The 17,738-nt window shown below is 40.0% G+C and carries 16 protein-coding genes; 15 read left to right on the top strand and 1 reads right to left on the bottom strand.

The window, feature by feature from the left end; genetic code table 11:
• The first annotated feature begins 249 nt into the window (after positions 1 to 249).
• From FZ952_RS07185 to FZ952_RS07125, 14 genes are all read left to right on the top strand, one after another.
• Positions 250 to 3,927, top strand: a complete 3,678-nt coding sequence (locus tag FZ952_RS07185) for an SspB-related isopeptide-forming adhesin (RefSeq protein ID WP_148881150.1) — start codon at positions 250 to 252, stop codon at positions 3,925 to 3,927.
• A gap of 71 nt (positions 3,928 to 3,998) precedes the next feature.
• Positions 3,999 to 4,415, top strand: a complete 417-nt coding sequence (locus FZ952_RS07180; RefSeq protein ID WP_148881149.1) for a hypothetical protein — start codon at positions 3,999 to 4,001, stop codon at positions 4,413 to 4,415.
• A gap of 87 nt (positions 4,416 to 4,502) precedes the next feature.
• On the top strand, positions 4,503 to 4,730 hold the full coding sequence (locus tag FZ952_RS07175) for a hypothetical protein (RefSeq protein WP_148881148.1): 228 nt from the start codon (positions 4,503 to 4,505) through the stop codon (positions 4,728 to 4,730).
• A gap of 9 nt (positions 4,731 to 4,739) precedes the next feature.
• Positions 4,740 to 5,489, top strand: a complete 750-nt coding sequence (locus FZ952_RS07170; protein ID WP_148881147.1) for a conjugal transfer protein TrbL — start codon at positions 4,740 to 4,742, stop codon at positions 5,487 to 5,489.
• A 30-nt stretch (positions 5,490 to 5,519) separates the two neighbouring features.
• On the top strand, positions 5,520 to 5,894 hold the full coding sequence (locus FZ952_RS07165) for a hypothetical protein (RefSeq protein WP_148881146.1): 375 nt from the start codon (positions 5,520 to 5,522) through the stop codon (positions 5,892 to 5,894).
• Positions 5,836 to 8,199 (top strand): VirB4-like conjugal transfer ATPase, CD1110 family, encoded by a 2,364-nt coding sequence (locus FZ952_RS07160; RefSeq protein WP_148881145.1) that lies wholly within the window; start codon positions 5,836 to 5,838, stop codon positions 8,197 to 8,199. The genes FZ952_RS07165 and FZ952_RS07160 overlap by 59 nt, the downstream gene beginning before the upstream one ends.
• A gap of 10 nt (positions 8,200 to 8,209) precedes the next feature.
• Positions 8,210 to 10,168 (top strand): M23 family metallopeptidase, encoded by a 1,959-nt coding sequence (locus FZ952_RS07155; RefSeq protein WP_262366345.1) that lies wholly within the window; start codon positions 8,210 to 8,212, stop codon positions 10,166 to 10,168.
• The gene (locus tag FZ952_RS11815; protein ID WP_262366344.1) at positions 10,143 to 10,934 is read left to right on the top strand and encodes a phage tail tip lysozyme; all 792 of its coding nucleotides are present in this window, start codon (positions 10,143 to 10,145) and stop codon (positions 10,932 to 10,934) included. The genes FZ952_RS07155 and FZ952_RS11815 overlap by 26 nt, the downstream gene beginning before the upstream one ends.
• 12 nt (positions 10,935 to 10,946) lie before the next feature.
• Positions 10,947 to 11,600, top strand: coding sequence for a hypothetical protein (locus tag FZ952_RS07150; RefSeq protein ID WP_148881144.1), 654 nt, complete (start codon positions 10,947 to 10,949; stop codon positions 11,598 to 11,600).
• 10 nt (positions 11,601 to 11,610) lie between these two features.
• On the top strand, positions 11,611 to 11,850 hold the full coding sequence (locus tag FZ952_RS07145) for a hypothetical protein (RefSeq protein WP_148881143.1): 240 nt from the start codon (positions 11,611 to 11,613) through the stop codon (positions 11,848 to 11,850).
• A complete protein-coding gene (locus FZ952_RS07140) occupies positions 11,843 to 12,715 on the top strand; it encodes a hypothetical protein (RefSeq protein ID WP_148881142.1) in 873 nt (290 codons plus the stop codon). Before FZ952_RS07145 ends, FZ952_RS07140 begins: the two co-directional genes overlap by 8 nt.
• 1 nt (position 12,716) lies before the next feature.
• Positions 12,717 to 13,265, top strand: coding sequence for a DUF3801 domain-containing protein (locus tag FZ952_RS07135; RefSeq protein ID WP_148881141.1), 549 nt, complete (start codon positions 12,717 to 12,719; stop codon positions 13,263 to 13,265).
• Positions 13,262 to 15,097 carry a VirD4-like conjugal transfer protein, CD1115 family gene (locus FZ952_RS07130; RefSeq protein ID WP_148881140.1) on the top strand — a complete coding sequence of 612 codons (1,836 nt, stop codon included), beginning with the start codon at positions 13,262 to 13,264 and terminating at the stop codon, positions 15,095 to 15,097. The genes FZ952_RS07135 and FZ952_RS07130 overlap by 4 nt, the downstream gene beginning before the upstream one ends.
• Before the next feature lie 17 nt (positions 15,098 to 15,114).
• On the top strand, positions 15,115 to 15,360 hold the full coding sequence (locus FZ952_RS07125; protein WP_148881139.1) for a hypothetical protein: 246 nt from the start codon (positions 15,115 to 15,117) through the stop codon (positions 15,358 to 15,360).
• On the opposite strand, the gene FZ952_RS07120 is transcribed toward FZ952_RS07125, so the two are convergent.
• Positions 15,350 to 16,270: a hypothetical protein gene (locus FZ952_RS07120; protein WP_148881138.1), complete on the bottom strand. Its 921-nt coding sequence runs from the start codon at positions 16,268 to 16,270 to the stop codon at positions 15,350 to 15,352. The genes FZ952_RS07125 and FZ952_RS07120 overlap by 11 nt on opposite strands.
• Before the next feature lie 101 nt (positions 16,271 to 16,371).
• Between FZ952_RS07120 and FZ952_RS07115 the strand changes: the two genes are divergently transcribed.
• On the top strand, positions 16,372 to 17,727 hold the full coding sequence (locus FZ952_RS07115; RefSeq protein ID WP_148881137.1) for a hypothetical protein: 1,356 nt from the start codon (positions 16,372 to 16,374) through the stop codon (positions 17,725 to 17,727).
• The last annotated feature ends 11 nt before the right edge of the window (positions 17,728 to 17,738 follow it).

The raw sequence follows: 17,738 nt of genomic DNA, 5'->3' as shown, positions 1-17,738 counted from the left end.
CATCAAGATTTCTTGGTGGCTTTTTAATTGGAGGTGTCAGATTGTTTTTAAAGAATTTGTTGAAAAAGTCTGATGGTGTGTTTGTTAAAGCGGACAAGTATCAGGATCAGATAAAGATGGAAAAGCGATTGAAATTTTTAATTGGAAAGAGGAAGAAATGAAAATTGTATGCTTTAGAGCAAGAGCTCCTTCGACTTATATCGAAACAAGATAAAAACCAATACTATATTAAAAACTAAAGGAGAAATCATGAAATCAAATCTTGATACAAAGGCCTACGGGTCTATCAGAAAAACAAAACGTTGGGGAACCTGTGGTGTGATTCTTGGCTTAGCTGCCCTGATGGGAACAGCTCAGATTGCGCAGGCGGATGAGGTGACGGATGCAACACCAGTAGCTGTTGCCAATACCGCTTCTAACTTGAAAGATACCCAGCCAGCGCCAACGGCTGAAAATCAAGCTGCTATCAAGCAAGCAAATCAAGCAGACGGCTCTGTTTCTTTGTCTAACAACACAGAAACTCTTGAGGGGGCAGTAGCTAAAGCTCAAGCAGAAGGTGTCAACGTGGTAAAAGATGCCACGGTGGACAAAGGGGTAACAACGAATCTTGAAGCGACGCAGCAAGCTCAATCTGAAATTGCGGCAGCTCAAAATGAACAACAGAAACAAATTGAGCAAACGACTTCTGATTATGTGGATAAAAAGCATGCTCAAAAGGAGGCAGCTGATACAGCTATTTCTAACAACAAGGTAATCAGAGCCGAGAACCAAGCGCTTCAAGGTGCATATGACCAAGCGAAAGCTGCAGCTGAAAAGACTCAGGAAGAGTTAAAGAAGAGCAAGGAAGCGGTGAAGAAGGAATTCCCAGATACCAAAATCACCGAAACACCGAAAAACATTACGGTAGACCCAAATTCCAAGATTTCTTATGATCAGTACAAGCAGACTGTGCTCTCTGTCCAAAAATCTAATCAACAAGCTATTTTGGATCATGCTGCTAAGGTGAAGAAGGATGCTCAAGATCTTGCTAAACGCAACTCGGAAGCAAAAGACAAAGTGGATGCGGAAAACAAAGTGATTGCAGCTGAAAATCAAAAAATTATAGATGACCAGAAACGCTATGAAAAAGAATTAACTGAAGCTGAAAAAAATAAGGCGAAGGATGGCTACGCTACTGAAGTTATTAAAAAATTCTTGATTTTCGGTCGTGAAAATACGAAGAATGCCAAACTTGTGAGTGTTAAGGGAGCAGAATTTATTTCTCAGAAGAAATACTGGGAACAGGTTGATGCAAAAGGCGGTAATGTCTTTAATGTGATTGGTACTAATTGGGATAATTTGGTTACTAAAGATGCTAAAGAAGCGACTTCTGCAACCAGCGGTAGCATCCTAGGTCGTCTTGCGGTAGGACAAACAGCAGTTGCTCGATATGAGGGATTGTCTGGTTCCTATGACGGTAAAAAAATTGTAGCCGCCGAATTCCAATATACGGCTAAAAAGGCTAATAGCCAATATGGTAAGATCAATTTGAATTTTGAAGGGAATCCTACTTCAACTATTTTGGCAGGTACTTTGGCAGGCAAGGAAGGCTATGAACTTGATGTAGAGGTTCGATATTTTGGGGAAGATGGAAAGGAAATTCTTCCAGTAAAAGGAAAACCATTCCTTTATTCGGTTGCTTCCATGAACTCTTACGGTGAAGGAACATCACACGTTGAATATGCTCGTATTTCTTCTGATGATAAGTTCATTCCAATTAACGGATCTAAGGTTGCTCGTTATGGTGATTTGGTTTATTCTAAAGCCAATTTGGAAGATTTGGATGCTTTAGGCTTAGACAAACCATGGGACAGAGAAGACAGTCCCTACGCGTATAAAGGTGCTGGGATTGTTTCGACAGATAAACGAATCAGATTTAGTTTCGGTGTTGAAACAAACGGTCAGGAAAGTGGAATTGTTTCGCAATGGTTTGCATTTAATACTGATTTTAAGAGTACATCAGTTACTCCTCCAAGCCCAAATAAGGTTAAACCACTGAAGCCATTTACTCCGGAAACTCCAAAGCCTTCTGAGTTGAATTTGCAGACGGTAGCATTGCCTCCTAAGCCAAAAACAAAACCGGAAGAAAAAGTTCCAAAGAAACCACAGCCGCCAACGGTACATTACAACGACTACAAGTTGTCAGCGCAACCACAGATTAAAAAATCTGTCCAGAATGCGGATGGTGTGGATATTGATGGGAAATATGTGGCTAAAAACAGTCTGAATAAATGGATTCTCAACGTAGAAGCTCTTCCTGCTGGTCGTCCACATACAACTAATCTGGTGGCGGGTGATCCGACTCCAAGTGGCTTTAAACCTGAAGTCGATTTGATCAAGAAGGATAATCCAAATTGGAATATTAGCTTTGATCAAAACAATAAATTAACAATTAAAGCTACGGAATCTTTACTCAGAGCAGTTAATGGTGATCTAAGCAAGGCTTATAAGATTGCTCCATTCGTTTATTGGGGAAGACCGCAGAATGATGCGGCCGACTATGTAAACGGCTTTGAGCTGGTAGTAAATGGCGGCAAGGATAAGGGCGGTTATGCTCGAAAGAGTAATATCGTGAAAATCTCAACACCAGGGAAAAAGAATCCGGATCCTAAGAATCCAAACAATCCGAAAGATCCGAATCGTACTGCCATTCAACCTGAAAAGCATAATTATAATGCCGAAGGTAAAATCGTAGACGGAAAGGCAATGGCTCCTGAAGCGACCAATCACTACATTTCTAAAATGACTAATCTTCCGTACAAAGGCGACCAATCTGCCAAGGAAGCGATTCAACGTGGCTTTGGCTTCATTGAGGACTATCCAGACGAGGCGGTAAATCCACTGGAAGGCCAATTCAAGGTTCGGGATGCCGAAGGCAAGGAAGTAAATGGGCTTAAAATGTACCATGTGCTTTCTAAAGATTCTTTGACTGGTTCACTGAAGAAGATGGTAGAAGATTCTGGTATTTCTCCAACAGGAGCTTTCTATATGTGGACGGCTGAGAGGCCAGAAGAATTCTATCAGGCCTATGTTAAGAAAGGGATGGATTTGTACTTCCATACCCCGATGAAAAATAAAGCTGGTTTTACTGGCGAGTACAAAAACCAGGTGCATCAGATCCAGTTTGGAAATGGGTATTACTCAAATATTGTGAAGAACCATGTTTCTATTCCAAAACCAGACAAGGTTAATAAGGATAAGGCTGGTACGGTGATCAATGGCAAGACCTTGACTCCAGATACTGTCAACTACTATGAAGTGAAGCTGGACTATTCTAAATATAAGGGAATTGAGCCGGATAAGTCCTTTATCAAAAAAGGTTTCTTCGGGGTGGATGACTTCCCAGAAGAAGCACTGGACATTGATCAGTCAGGAATTCAGATGCTGGATGAAGACGGAAAAGAAGTTAAAGGACTTTCTTCTAAGATTTACTCCAGCCTGGCAGAAGCACCAGAAGAGGTTCAAAAAGCATTTAAAGCTAAGAACAAATCTCCGAAGGGTGCCATTCAAGTCTTTAGCGCAGATGATCCGGAAGCTTTCTTTGAATCTTATGTTAAGACTGGAAAGGTCATTACCTTACGAGTTCCAATGAAGATCAAGAAAGAGTTTGCGAAAAAAGGTGGCGAGTATCAGAATACAGCTTATCAGATTGATTTTGGTCAGCTGTATGAAACACCAACGATCATTAATCAGGTTCCAAAACCAAATCCAGAACCAAAACCGGAACCAAAAACTCCTGAAGGTCGTCCTCAACAACCAATTGTTACGACAGAACGGAGCTTGCCAGCAACAGGGGAACATGCTTCTGCAGAATTGCTGCTGGCTGGTTTGGCAATGACGGGTGCTGCTGGCTTAGTCTATGGCAAACGTAAGAAAAAAGAGGCTTAGAAAGCTTTAAGTCCCTTTAAATTAATCTATTTTTATGGTATAATGACGGTAAATCGTGAAGGAGAAGCATTATGAAATTTGGGAGTGATTTTTCTTGGTTGTGGGTAGCCATCATTAGAATATTTACGGCTCCTTTATATATCGTACTGTGGTGTATAAATTTCATAAAATCAGTCTTTGGGGTTATTGTTCTTTGGATAGTAGCTAAATGCTGTGTTGGATTAACTCTGCTTTTACCTTTCTGGCTCTTGATTGATGTCTTACACTGGGTCAGTCCTTCAGTAGGAGATGATATTTTCCGGTGGTATGGAATTCATGTTATGGGCTTTGTTCAACGTGCTTGGATTAATGGTACAGTTCGTGAATTTCCAATTCCTGCAGGTGGAACTAATTTCTTACCTTATCCAGGTATCGAAGTTCCAATTATGATTATTCTGGCTCTTCTTGTAGCGACTCTTCGAACGATTTATCGTGAGGAATTTGATTAACTTTAAAAATAGAATGGTGTTAAGCACTGTAGAAATTCTACAGTGCTTTTTGTTTTAAAAAATTGAAATTAAAGAGGTAAAATCGAAATGGAAATTATTACAAAAATTATTACTGGTCTAGGCGTAGTCGGAACAATTACAGGTCTTATTTGGATCTGGAATGGTTCAGTTGACTACATTCAAGGAAGAAAGAATAAAGACAAGCAACGTCAAGATGATGGTGCTGATTCTATGACGAATGGTACATTCTTGGCCGTTGTTTCTGTAGGGATTGCGGCCGCAATTGTTGCAGCTTTGTCTCAGTTAAAATTTTAGGAGTGGCCTATGAATTTAAACATCGGGGAGCTAACTAGTTCTCTTGCCAATTACAGTTCTGGTACTAACCAAGCTGTAACCATGATGGCCGATGCTGTCCGACCTATTGGGTATATCCTTCTAGGTCTTTTTTTCTGGTTTGAAATGGCATCTTGGTCACAAATGGTAAAGACAAGAGGCGGAGCTCTGACTCAAAAGATTTGGTTAGAAGCCTTGATGAAGTATCTATTTGCTCTCATCTTGATTGCAGCCTCATCCCAGATTTGCGATGCCATTCTGGAGCTACTTAATGTTGTTGTGAAGGTGATTGCTCATGTAGTGCCCTCACAACTTGATAAATATCAATACGCACAAGGAGCTGTCAAAGGCTGGTTTGAAAAAATGATTTTTGGACTAGTTGGTGGTTTAACTGAATTTATTGCCAATATTACGCTTGGAATTATCATCTTCTTACGGTATTTAGATTTATATATGCTCAAAGCCTTGGCACCATTATTAGTAGCGTTCTTTATGATGGATTCTTTACGCTCTGTTACGATTAACTTCCTGAAATATTTTGCGGCTTCTGCCTTTATTGGAGTTGTTCTAATTGTAGTATCTGTTGTATATAATAGTTTAGTTACTACAGATATGTTAAAAGTTGCTTCAGGAGCTAGCGGAAGTTGGGGGACTGCCTTCTCATCAATCGCCAAAGGGGCTATATATATTTTTGCGATTGTCGGAAGCAGTCGAAAAGCCAAACAGCTTCTAGGGGTGTAGGATTTTTTAAAAAATAAGAAAGGAAAATAGTTGAAAAAAATAGGTTCAGAATTTTTAAGAGAATTTGAAACAGAAGATAGACCAATTCTATTCGGTCTAACCGGTAGAATGATGGTCTTCTATTTGTGTTTAGCAATAGCTGTCGCAGGGACAGTTGTTATATATTTTCTTGGTCTACCTGATTGGTACATTTATCTCTGGGATGCTCTCTTTGTAGTTCCTGGGGGAATGTACGGTATGGGAATGACCAAGCGAATGCGGATTAAAGAAAAAATCAATTTCTTTTTCCGAATTCAGACTCGAAATTACGAAACTAACTTTGGAAAGGTAGGAATTTATACAAAAGATGAGTTTATTCAAAAGCAAAAGAGAAAAACTAGAAATCGCAGAAAAGAAAAAAATTGAACGCTTGCGCCGGCAAATGAAACCGACCACGCAAAATACGCTCAATTATACTACACTGCATGAAGACGGACTAATGCACATTGCCCGTGAGAAGTATTCTCGCAGCTTTAAGCTGGGAGATGCCTCTTACTCGACAGCTCAACAAGATGAAAAAGAAGGCATTATTGATACAACGATGGATGCTCTTAATTTACTGGATGAAGGCAGTAACTATCAACTTTTAGTGATTAACCGCCGAGTATCTGACAATTCCTTACAAAATATCTTGTTTGAAGAAACGAACGATGGATTCGATGACTATCGTGAGGAACTGAACGAGATGATCAAGGAACGGTTTACGACTCATGCTAATAACTTTGAGGTGCATAAGTATATAACTGTTTCAACGGATGCTGATGATCGCAAGCAAGCTCAGCTTCTCTTACAGGATATTGGGGTAGCTTTGGGAACTCAGTTTCAGGAATCCGATATTACATTTAAGGAAATGGACGGTTTGGATCGACTAAAAGTCTTTTCTGAACTGTTACGAGATAATCCGTATGTCAATTTTGACTACAAAGAAATTGCTTTATCTGGGTTATCAACGAAATCATTTATTGCTCCAAACCGAATTGAATTTCAGGAAAAACGGATGGTCATAGATGATCGATGGTGCAAGGTGCTCTATGCACGCCGCTATCCTAACTGGATGTCCGATCGTCTCATTCGGGATTTGACAACACTTGGGCTGGAGCTGGCTATTACAATCCATGCAGAGCCCTATGAGAATGTCGAAATCTTAGGGAAGATTGATGATGCGGAAACAGATGCTGAAATCGGGAAACTTCGCTCTAAGCGGAAAGCTGCTCAATCCGGTATCTTTGATGATGCGGTGGTTGCAGGTCGTGACCAAGAAATCTCAGAAGCTACTAAGAAGTGGCGAGATGAGATTACTGAATATGATCAGAAAATCTTCTCTGGCTTGATTGCAGTCTACTTTAAGGCGGATAGCCTAGAAGAGCTGGAACGCAACGAGCAGAAGATTAAACGTGCTGGCCGCAAACTAGGGGTAGAGTTTGAAGATCTATATTATTACGAGGAAGAGGCTCTAAATACGATTCTACCTATTGGGGAATGCTTCCTGAATGTTAAGAAAAATTTCATGCGGAAAATGACGACCGCTAACATTGCGACTCAGGTACCCTTTACCAACGTAGACTTAAAGTCGGATAGCCCACTGGCTCGCTACTATGGTCAAAATCAGCTGTCCAATAACATCATCACGCTAGATCGGAAACGTGATCTGAATACAGGTTCTGGTGTTGTGCTGGGAACTGCCGGATCTGGTAAATCCACAACAATCAAAGGTGGTGAAGTCATTCCGACTTTGCTGAAATACCCAGAAGATCGAGTCATCATCGTAGACCCAGAAGATGAATACTCGGATATTGGCCGATCTTTTGGGGCGCAGATGGTGGATATTTCGATTGGCTCAAAAACTCATATCAATCTCTTGGATTTGCCAGATCTAGATCGGCTGGCTGAGGAAGATGATGATCCAATCGGGGACAAAGCGAATTTGCTGATGGGCTTGTTTGAATCCATTCTATCTGAGGTGACAGATGCCCAGATTGGGATTATTGACCGGGTAACTGGCTTGACCTATGAGCGCTATTTGACTGATGATTATACGCCAACGTTAAAAGAGTGGCACCAGGTCTTGAAGGAGCAGAAGGAGGAAGAAGCTCAGGATCTAGCTCTTGCAGTAGAAACCTATACAACTGGTTCTCAAGACATTTTTGCTCATCATACTAACGTGGATCTCAATCATCGCTTTGTTATCTTTAACCTGAAGAAATTGTCACATAAGCTGAAGCCCTTTGCTTTGATGGTTATTCAGGATTACATTTGGAATCAAATTGTCGAAAATCAAGGGAAACGTACCACTTGGGTTTACTTTGATGAAATGCAAATCCTATTTAAAAACAAGGCACAAGCAGATTTCTTTACTACATTGTATTCACGGATTCGGAAATATGGAGCTATTCCAACGGGAATTACCCAGAACGTAGAAACGCTAGCTGCTGTTGAAGAAGGTCGAAAGCTTCTCTCTAACAGTGAATTTATGATTCTGCTCAAACAAAAGCCACAGGATTTGTCTGTCTTAAAAGAGATTGTCAATCTGACAGATAAACAGATCCGCTATTTAGCTCGACCAAAAGCTAAAGGTACCGGATTGATTGTAGCTGGACCAGTTGTCGTACCATTCGAAAATCCGATACCTAAGCATACTAAGCTTTATGATTTAGTCGCAACGGACGCTTAGGAGGCTGATTATGGATCAGGAAAAAGGCAGACCAAAGACAATCGGTCATAGACTGGATCAGAAGCTAGAAACAGTTCGGAATAATTATCGAACTGTGCAGCAAGATAGCGCTAAGCAGATGAGTGAGCTACAATCTCAAACCCGCTCTAAGCGCCAGTTGGTAAAAAAGAGTCATAGCCAATTCCGAGCTTCTAAGGCTAATGTTAAGAAAATCCGAAAAGAGTACAGGAATATCCAGAGACAAGGCAAAGAGCTTGGAAAAGAAGGTAAGGCTCTTCATCCAGAGGAGATCAAGAAGCAGGCTTTTCTCAAGCAGGAACTGGATAAGGCAAAGCTAGAGAAAAAAGCCTCTAAGAAAACTTTTAAAGTTGCTCAAGAGGCTAATGGGGGATCACGGAAGAAGAAGTTGTTTCGTGCTGCTAAACAGGCTGTAGAACGAAGCACCAGTCAACAAGCAAGCTCTGCAGCGTATCAGGATGATACACTCTCAGATATAGCACGAGCTAAGTATCAGTACCAGGATGTCCAGATTCAGGGCAGGCGAGTTAAAACGATTGGGAAGTACAGTGGCAAGCTTGGGCAAGGAACTGTTAGATCTAGCTATAGCCTTGGAAATAGACTTTATAACAAGGCGAGAGGTCGTGGCTTTATCCGTACTCCAAAAGAATTTTCCTGGGAAGGCAGGCTGGCTCGTCGTATTCAGGCTTACAAGAAACGCTTGGCTGGCTCCAAAGTAGGTAAGGCTGGTAAGAAGGCCAGAAAGGCTTATCGTGTTGGTGCTAAGCCGGTCAAGGCGATTATTAAGAACCCGTTTAGCTTAAAGGCCTATGTGATTGCTTTTGCTCTGCTTTTGTTTCTGGCCATACTTGGTATTGGAAGCTCAGGGATTACCCGGCAAGATGAGTTTGATATGAATGATACCTGGTTGTATCTTTCAAAATTGGATCGTGAAAAATCTAATGATAAGGTGGATTATTGGACAAAGATTGACGATCCACTCTTGTACCTGAATTATAAGTATGATGAGATTACGGATAAGCTGCAGATAGACGGCAATAAATATTTTTCAAAAAACACTCTAGGAAAAACGTATTTGGATGCCTTATGGAAAGATTTGAATGGAGATAAAGATAATCTTAAAACAATGGAAGAGCTTTATACCAAAAATAATCTTTATAAACTGGATAAGGACGAGCTAGAAGAATATAAACAACTCTTAGAAATTGCTAGAGATAGTGGAAAATATATGCTACTGCAAGAACTGGAGAATCCGTTTTATAAGGATGATCAACCTGAAGCACAGAATCCTATTCAGATTATTGAGCGCTTTGGGTACAAAAATAAAACGGAAGTCTTTAATGGATCTGTTTTACAGGCCTCCGGTGGACAAACCTTACTTGCTGTTTTAGACGGGAAAGTGGAAGTCAAAGGAAATGATGTAGAAATCAGCGATCAGGATTCCAAGTTTCTGTATAAGAATGTAGATACGATTCGTTATAAAACAGGTGATCAGGTCAAGGCTGGTGAAATTATTGGGAAGGTATCTACTCAAGGAAATCAAACCGTCTACTACCAAAAACTAGAACCTGATCGAGCCAACCAGAAAGATAAAGACGGAAAGGTGAAGAAGAGCTGGACGTATGTCAATGTCGGATTTTACTTCCAGCATGTAGAATACACGCAAGCAACGTCGGTTGTCAGTGATATTGAAACATCTGGAGACAAAGGGAAGCGTGCCAGAGCCTTTGCGGATTCGATCAAAAAGAATGTTCCAGGGGCAACAGATGAAGGTATTGCAGCTGTTTTGGGGGGCTTTGATATTGAAAGCTCCATTACTTTTAAACGGTATGAAACGGACTACTTGACGAATAACCAGTTTGATAAGGTGGCAAAAGAGCCAACTGCTGAAAATCTTGTTGGGAACTGGGGGGGCTTTTCAAGCCATGTATCCAACCTGGCATCTAAATGAAGGGGGCTACATGGTCAATGGTTTGCATTATATCGGGATTGGGATTGGTCAATTCACGGGTCCCCGTTCTCTTGCACTGTGGAACTTTGCCAAAGCTATGAATGGAGATATTTGGTCTGCAGAGGTTCAAACTAAGTTCTTGTTGGAGGGTGATGACCCAACTAGACGGGCAGCTTTTAGAAGAGTTGTCACTTCAACTGGATCTGTAGAAGCACTCACAGAGGACTTTTTGAGCTCCTGGCTAGGAGTTCCAGGAAACAAGCTCTTAGAAAGGCAATCAGCCGCACGGCAATGGTTGAATTTCTTAAAAAATAAGGGAGGTTCTACAGGAATTTCTAGTAAGCAAGTTCCAGCAGAATATAAAGATAAACTTCCTCATGGGCTTCCTACTGACCAAGCAATTTTACCAGGTCTAGGTTATCCAGGCAATGCGTATGCACTAGGAAACTGCACATGGTACGTCTATAATCGCTTCAAACAGATTGGGATTCAACTGTATCCTTATCTTGGTAATTCTAACCAATGGGTTGATAGTGGCCGAGCTCAAGGATATGAAATCTCAACGACCCCTAAGCCAGGTTCTGCAGTTGTCTTTATGCCTGGTGTAGCTGGCTCATCACCTATTTATGGTCATGTTGCGTTTTGTGAGTATGTCAATAGTGATGGCAGCTTCCTCGTTTCAGAAATGAACTATGGTGGTTTATATGTCATGAATTGGCGCACCTTAACACCACAATCAGGTATCTATTTTGTAACCCCTAAATAAGAAAGGAAAAGAATGTATAATCAAAAGTTAATCAAACTAGCAAAGGGCATCCTTATAGGAGCCGGTGCTGTTTTCTGTATTTTATTGGGCTATTCTGTTGCACAGGTGCAACAGAATTTCACACATAATGGCCAGAAGCAGGAACAGGTAAAACAACATAAAAAAGAAAAGGAGCAGAAGCAAGCTTCTCTTTCTGAAAAACAGGTCAAAGATTTTCTAATCGCTTACTATACTAAGAAGGATTTGGAAGAAAACCGACCACGATATAAGCCTTTTATGACTGAATCAATGTATCAGGAAGCCATTCAAGAAGAACAAAAGCCAGTTAACCAGACCTATAAAGGGTATGTGGTTGACCAAGCTTTTGAATCAGGTTCTATATATATTGACAAAGAGCATAAAATTGTTTTGGCTCAGGTTCAATACACTAGTACAACCTTAACGGAAAAAGATAACCGAGATTCTAAGGGGATTACTGGAACAACTAAGGTCACTATCCGGCTGACCTATGTAGAACAAGACGGGAAGCTATTAATCAATAATATTGAGCCAATCGTGTTGGCTGAAGCCAGGGGGCAGGGGATTGGAACCTATACAGATACTAGCAGTTCTAGCTTAGTTCCGGCTACCTCTTCTGATCAAACCTCCTCGTCTAGTAGTCAATAAGGAGAATTAGATGAATAAGAAAATAACTCAACTAGAAAATAAGCTTGACAAAATCAGAAAAGATAAAGCCAAAGCGCAACAACAAAAAGAAGACGCAGATCACAAAATCAAAAAGTGCATAGCTCAGGAAAAGGATATGGAAGCTCAGCTTTTCGTTGCTCTTTCAGAAGAAAGCGGCCTATCTTATCAGGAAATGAAGGAGCTAATCCTTCCAGCACAATCAACTAATCAAGGAGTGAACCATGTATAAAATTATCAACCAACTAACGAAACAAGAAGAAGACTTTGAAAATCGAGATGATCTTCTCTCTAAACTTGAAATCATCAATGAGCGGATGAAGAGCAATAACATAAATGGTAGTTATCTGCTCTACTCTTTATCTTCCGACGGTGAAATTTTACAAGAGCTGACTTTGACGATTCCTTTTGTGGGAATTATTGATCAGTTGCTGGAAAATTTTGGTACAAGTGGTCGGAAGAAAAAGAAAGGGCTACTTGATTTTTTGGCGAGGCATAAAAAGAAGTCCTCTAAGTCTAAGCAACACTTAGATCCAGAGGACAAAAATAATGTAACAGCGCAAGAAGCGGATCTTGAACGTGATAGGATTGCCAAGTTGGTGACAGGCAATTCGGAACCTGAAAAGTCTGAAACGCAAAATGAAGCTTCAGGAACTTCTTCTGAATGGACTACGGATGATTTTAGTCGATTGGATGCTGAAGAAGAGGGAGTAAAGGACGAACAAGTAGAGGCTTCACAAGATAAACCTGCACAAGAAGCGGTACCTGTCGTTGAAAAATCTGTCCAGGAAGGAATCTCAAAGATTCCTGATAAACAAGAAGTTAAGCGCCCTATTGAGCCTTCTTTTCCACTTTCTCATACAACTACAGTGGATATGACCTCAGAGGTTATTGATAGCTTTGAGGTTCAGACAATCACTTATAAGCAATCTATCAAAAATAAAATTCATTCTAACGAAGATTTTATCAGCGAGGCGAATGAAGAGATTGTGGAGTGCCAAAACAGAATCAATGAACTGCAGCAGAAGATTCTTGCTAAGGAAGCCCAAGCTGCTAAACTGAAGGATCTTTATTTCATAATTGATGAGGTGAGCTAAAATGGAACAAGAACAAGTGGTAGCCCAGTTAGGACGGGCAACTCTTGTGACAGGAGAGGTGCTTTTAAAGGGTCTCTTCCTGGTATGCTCTAAAGTAGTGGAGATCTACCAGTTCAAAGGTGAAAATACCCACTTTACCGGTGAGGCAGACTGGAATAAATTCATGGCAACAGCGGATAGCAAAGAAGTCCAGCAATTACTACAAAATGAAGTCAATCTCGAGGCGGTTCGGAAAGAACTAGGCCAATACGGGATTGGCTTTTCTTTTTATACCCACCCGGACGGTAAGACAACCCTTGCTTTCAACGCAAAAGATAAGGGGGTAGTGGAGCAAGCTTTTAAGGATGTCCTAGAAGGTATCACAAGAGATCCCAAAGGCTTCAATGAGCGGAACCTTAAAAATGGGAAAACTACCTCTTTTGAAGAGAAATTAAAGCATTTCAAGGCGGTTGAACAAGAAAAAATTCATTCTCTGCAGGTGAAGATTCATACCAAGGAATTTGTCCTTCCAGAAAACATTGAACCCCATATTGGAGGAAAAGTGAAGTGATTACAGAAAAAAAGAAACGGCGATTTAGACCGTATTTGTTATTAGGAATTGGCTTATTCTATCTTTTTCATTGGCTCTTTAAGCTTTGGCTATTAGCTCCAGCTACAGATCCAGTAAAGGATATATTTGGATTGGGAAAGATTAACTGGATGAGTGATCATTTAGGAGATAAAGCTTGGTTTGATTTTCAGTTTACCCCGGCATCTTTGCTGGCTGGCTTAGGAGGATTTTTGATTGCTTTTCTACTGTATTTGAGGGTATCTGATACAGGCACGTACAGGTATGGGGAGGAGCATGGGTCGGCACGTTTTGCGACGAAAGACGAATTGATGCGCTTCCGAGACGCAGAGCCTGAAAAGAATATGATCTTTACACAGAATAGTCAGATGGGACTATTTAATAGCCGATTGAGCTATGAAAATCAGATTAATAAGAATGTCTTAGTTTATGGAGGTACGGGGGATTCAAAGACTCGAAGCGCTGTTAAACCGAATATTTTACAAGGGAACTCTAGCTTTGTGACGACAGATACCAAAGGGATTTTGATTCATGAAACGGGGAAATCCCTTGTAGAAAAAGGATATAAGATAAAAATCTTTGATTTGATTACTTTCCTGAATTCAGACGGCTTTAATGTATTCAAATATATCCATAATGAAATGGATATAGATCGAGTGTCAGAGGCCATTACAGAGTCGCTAAACAGAAATGGTCATGAAAGCGATCCTTTCTGGCCGGCGGCCAATAAGCTTCTGATGCGTTCTTTAATCGGCTATCTCTATTTTGATAGACAGTTAGATCACTATATGCCAAACCTAGGTCAGGTAACGGATATGATTCGGGAGTTGAGACGAAATCATCCAGAGGCGGAAAGTCCAGTTGAATTGATGTTTGAAGATTTGGAAAGAAGATGGCCGGGTAATTATGCCTGCAGGCAGTGGAGCTTGTTTAATAAAAACTTTGATGGTCAGACAAGGGCTTCTGTCTATGCTATTTTTGCGACCACTTTCTCAGTATTTGATCATGAACAGCTGAGAAAGATTATTGAAAAGGACACGCTGGAGATTGAAAAATGGAATATAGAAAAGACTGCTGTCTTCATTCATATTCCAGAAGTAGATCCTGCCTACCAGTTCTTATCAGCGTTGCTATTCAGTACACTCTTTGATGTGATGATGAAGACTGCAGATGCCATCTTGCTAGGTGAGCATCCAACAAAGATTAAGAAAGACTTATTACATGTCCAGGTATGGGCGGATGAGTTTGGCCAGATTGGGAAGATTCCTAATTTACCACCCATCATCTCTGTTATTCGGTCTCGGGAAATCTCTATTAAAATGATGGTTCAATCTCAAAGTCAGATTGAAGTATTATACGGGAAAGAGAATACGAAGACAATTATCAATAATTGTGGTTCTATTCTCTATTTGGGGTCTAATGACTTAGATACGCTCAAGTATTTATCTGAACGATCTGGTAAGCAGACTTTAAATGATCAGAATTATAGTGAGAGCAGGGGACGGAATGGCAGCAGTTCTAAACAGAACTCTAAAATTGGCCGAGAATTGTTGACACCGCATGAGGTTGCTACAATTGGAACAACGGAAGCCCTACTCTTTTTAGCTAAGCAGAATGTTTTTCGGGATCAAAAATTTAACCTGGATACGCATCCGAGAGCCTATCTGTTAAGCAATGGCCCAGATGATGAAAACTGGTATCGCTATAAGCGCTATCTGAGCGATATTGATGAGTGGAAAAATCAGGTTGGGGAAGAAAATGTTATTCGTCTTGGGATTGAGGAAGTCATAGATGCCCCTCTTAAAGTAAGTTAGGAAAGAAAGGAAATCTAATGGAATTTTATGACTCTTATTGCGTTTTAATTGCTATAAATTGGGATCAGTATGTGTGGTTGCATCAGGAAGGTGAAAAAATAACCTGGCATGAAAATTTTGCTCATGCAGGTTTTTTTCATGATTTTAATACAGCTAAAAGGGTAGCGGAAACTCATTTATTAGAAACTTTTGGAGCCATAGGCTTCTATAAGATTATTGGTTTTTCTACAGATGAACTTGGATATATAGAAACTAAGAACTAGAGAGCACAATGTGTCTTAGTATTTTTTCATGCGGAATGGAAGCATTTATATAACTGTTTTTGTATTTTTTAAATGGCCCCAGATAATAAATAGTGAGTTCTTTTGATTTTTTGGCAGCCTTTCTTAAAGTTTCTAGTCTTTGTTTGACTCCTTGTTGATTAGCTAGGCTCTCATTAATTATGAATGTTGGAGATATTCTTAAGTTGTCGATTTGACATTTTTGTTTGATTCTAATTAAAAAATAAGAATCTTTTTCTTGAGCAGCTTTGATGTATCGAACCGTAGCTTTTGAATAGTAAACTTTTGTTTCATGCTCGTTGATGAGTGAGTTATTATCTAAATTTTGAAAGTACAAGTCAAGATTTAATTTGTTTCCTGAAGAATCCAAAAAGGTATATTTTTCTCCAGATTTAAACTCTTTATAAAGTTGAACCAGACGACTTAGAGATTTTACATGACTATTGAAGGTCTTTTTCGCTATGTGATTAGAAGTAGTAGATTTTTTAGATCTTATTTCAGTTGAGACTTGCTCTTCTGTTCTTAATGAATTAGTTATTTCTGTAAATGTAGCTGTAACCAAATTAATATCTACTTTAACTGCATTTTTGTCCCGTTCAAATGTATAACTTTCTTCTATCGTTGTTTCTTGAGCCCGTTTCTCATATCGATTTTGTACTACGGGGCAGTTGACTGAATGTACTTGGTCAAAGTTACTGGTTCGGAAATGTGGCTCCTTTGTATAAGGAGACTTACCAAAGTTTATTAGTGTAAGTCCAAATGGGCAATTTTTGTCACATTGGAAATTATGCTTGTTTTTCAATATTTTAGCTAAAGATAAATTGTAAGCATCCATTGGTTCAATATTGTATCCTAATTCAATGCTGTATGCTTCGGGGTATGTATATGACATATCTTACCTCTTGTTTCTAATATTAAATTATCTCTTTAAGAGTTTATCTACCAATTATTATAACATTAAAACATATTACTTCAAAAATGAAAGGAAAAATAATGAATACATTGCCACAAAAACAATTCAAACGGATGAAGCGTAAAGTTGAGGAAGAGACAGCATTAGGGGTCGGTTATTTCGAAGGGATTTTAGAACATATTCCCTCTTATCCACTATCTGAAGCAGTAAAAGAGTTGGCTTTATCTGGCTGGATTACTCCTCATACAGATGTCATCGATGTCCAGAATATGCTTGTTACTGAATCCATAAAACGGATGAATTACCAGGACTTCAAAGAAGTTGCTCCCTACTTATTTTCCTACCCTAGAGAGCAACGGGAGAAGGATTTATTGGTTCGACCAGTAGAGATCTCCAGAGAATATTTTGAGGAGTTAAAAGCTAATGCGGAAGAGCTGTTTCACTTGAAACAAGATCTGGTGCAGGTGCATGATAGGCTGGATGCCAAGATTCAGGAATTGGAAACAGACCGGCTGCCAAATGGTGATCAGGTTATTGGTCTTGACCTGGATGCTGAGGAGGCATTATTACTACGGACTCCTGAAAATGCTCAGGTTGAAGAATGGGAGGTTCGCAAGGACGGTTTGATTACTGATTATCGCTCTGCCCTTCCGGAATACGGCCAGATTGTGGAGGCTTTGTTTGAAATGAATAATCCGGATATTGACACCATTCTATATGAAGAAGTGATCAACTATTCTAAACGAACTTGGCCAGACTCTGATCCGATACAATTTTCAGAAGGTATTAAGGAAATGTTGAATCAGGAAGCCCAACTCGATTCATCTTTTTACCACATCGCACAGTTTGAAACGTTGAATCAAGCCTATGTTTATGGATCGACGTCACCTCTTTTTCAGGAACATTTCCCTAGCTACTCAGATTTTGTTATGAACTATGTAGAAGATAGGGAACGATATGAATTATTCGACTATCGGTCAGAAGCTGTATCTCTGGCTCGGGATATTCTAGAGCCTCGATTAGATGATATTAACCAGATTTTAGGTGCTAAGAATCAGGAATTAATCATTCAAAAGGTAAATGGCTATTTACAAGGTGAAAGCTGGGATCTGGCCTATTTGCGGGATACAAAGGCTGAAGATCGAGAATCGGTTCAGTTCTATCTTGAAAATGAAATCGGGGCTTGGTATAAGGGAAGTTTGACAGAATTAGCTGTTATCCGATTTGAGGATATTGATCTGGAGAATGGCTTCAACGGCCACCAGGAAGCGGTCTATCATATTGATGATAACTTGTTACTTCAGGATAAACTCAAACAAGTCCAGCACCTTATTCCTGATTTAGAGCGATTTGTAGAAGCAGAGGAAGTTGAGAAACAGCTTAACCAGACTCAAGAATTTGCAGCAGAAAAAGAAGTGTCTGGACTTTCATTATAAAGGAGGCGGCA

Source organism: Streptococcus sp. Marseille-P7376, from assembly GCF_902460385.1.
Classification (GTDB): domain Bacteria; phylum Bacillota; class Bacilli; order Lactobacillales; family Streptococcaceae; genus Streptococcus; species Streptococcus sinensis.
Note: the sequence above shows the minus strand (reverse complement) of the source record. Positions and strands in the feature narration are given on the sequence as shown.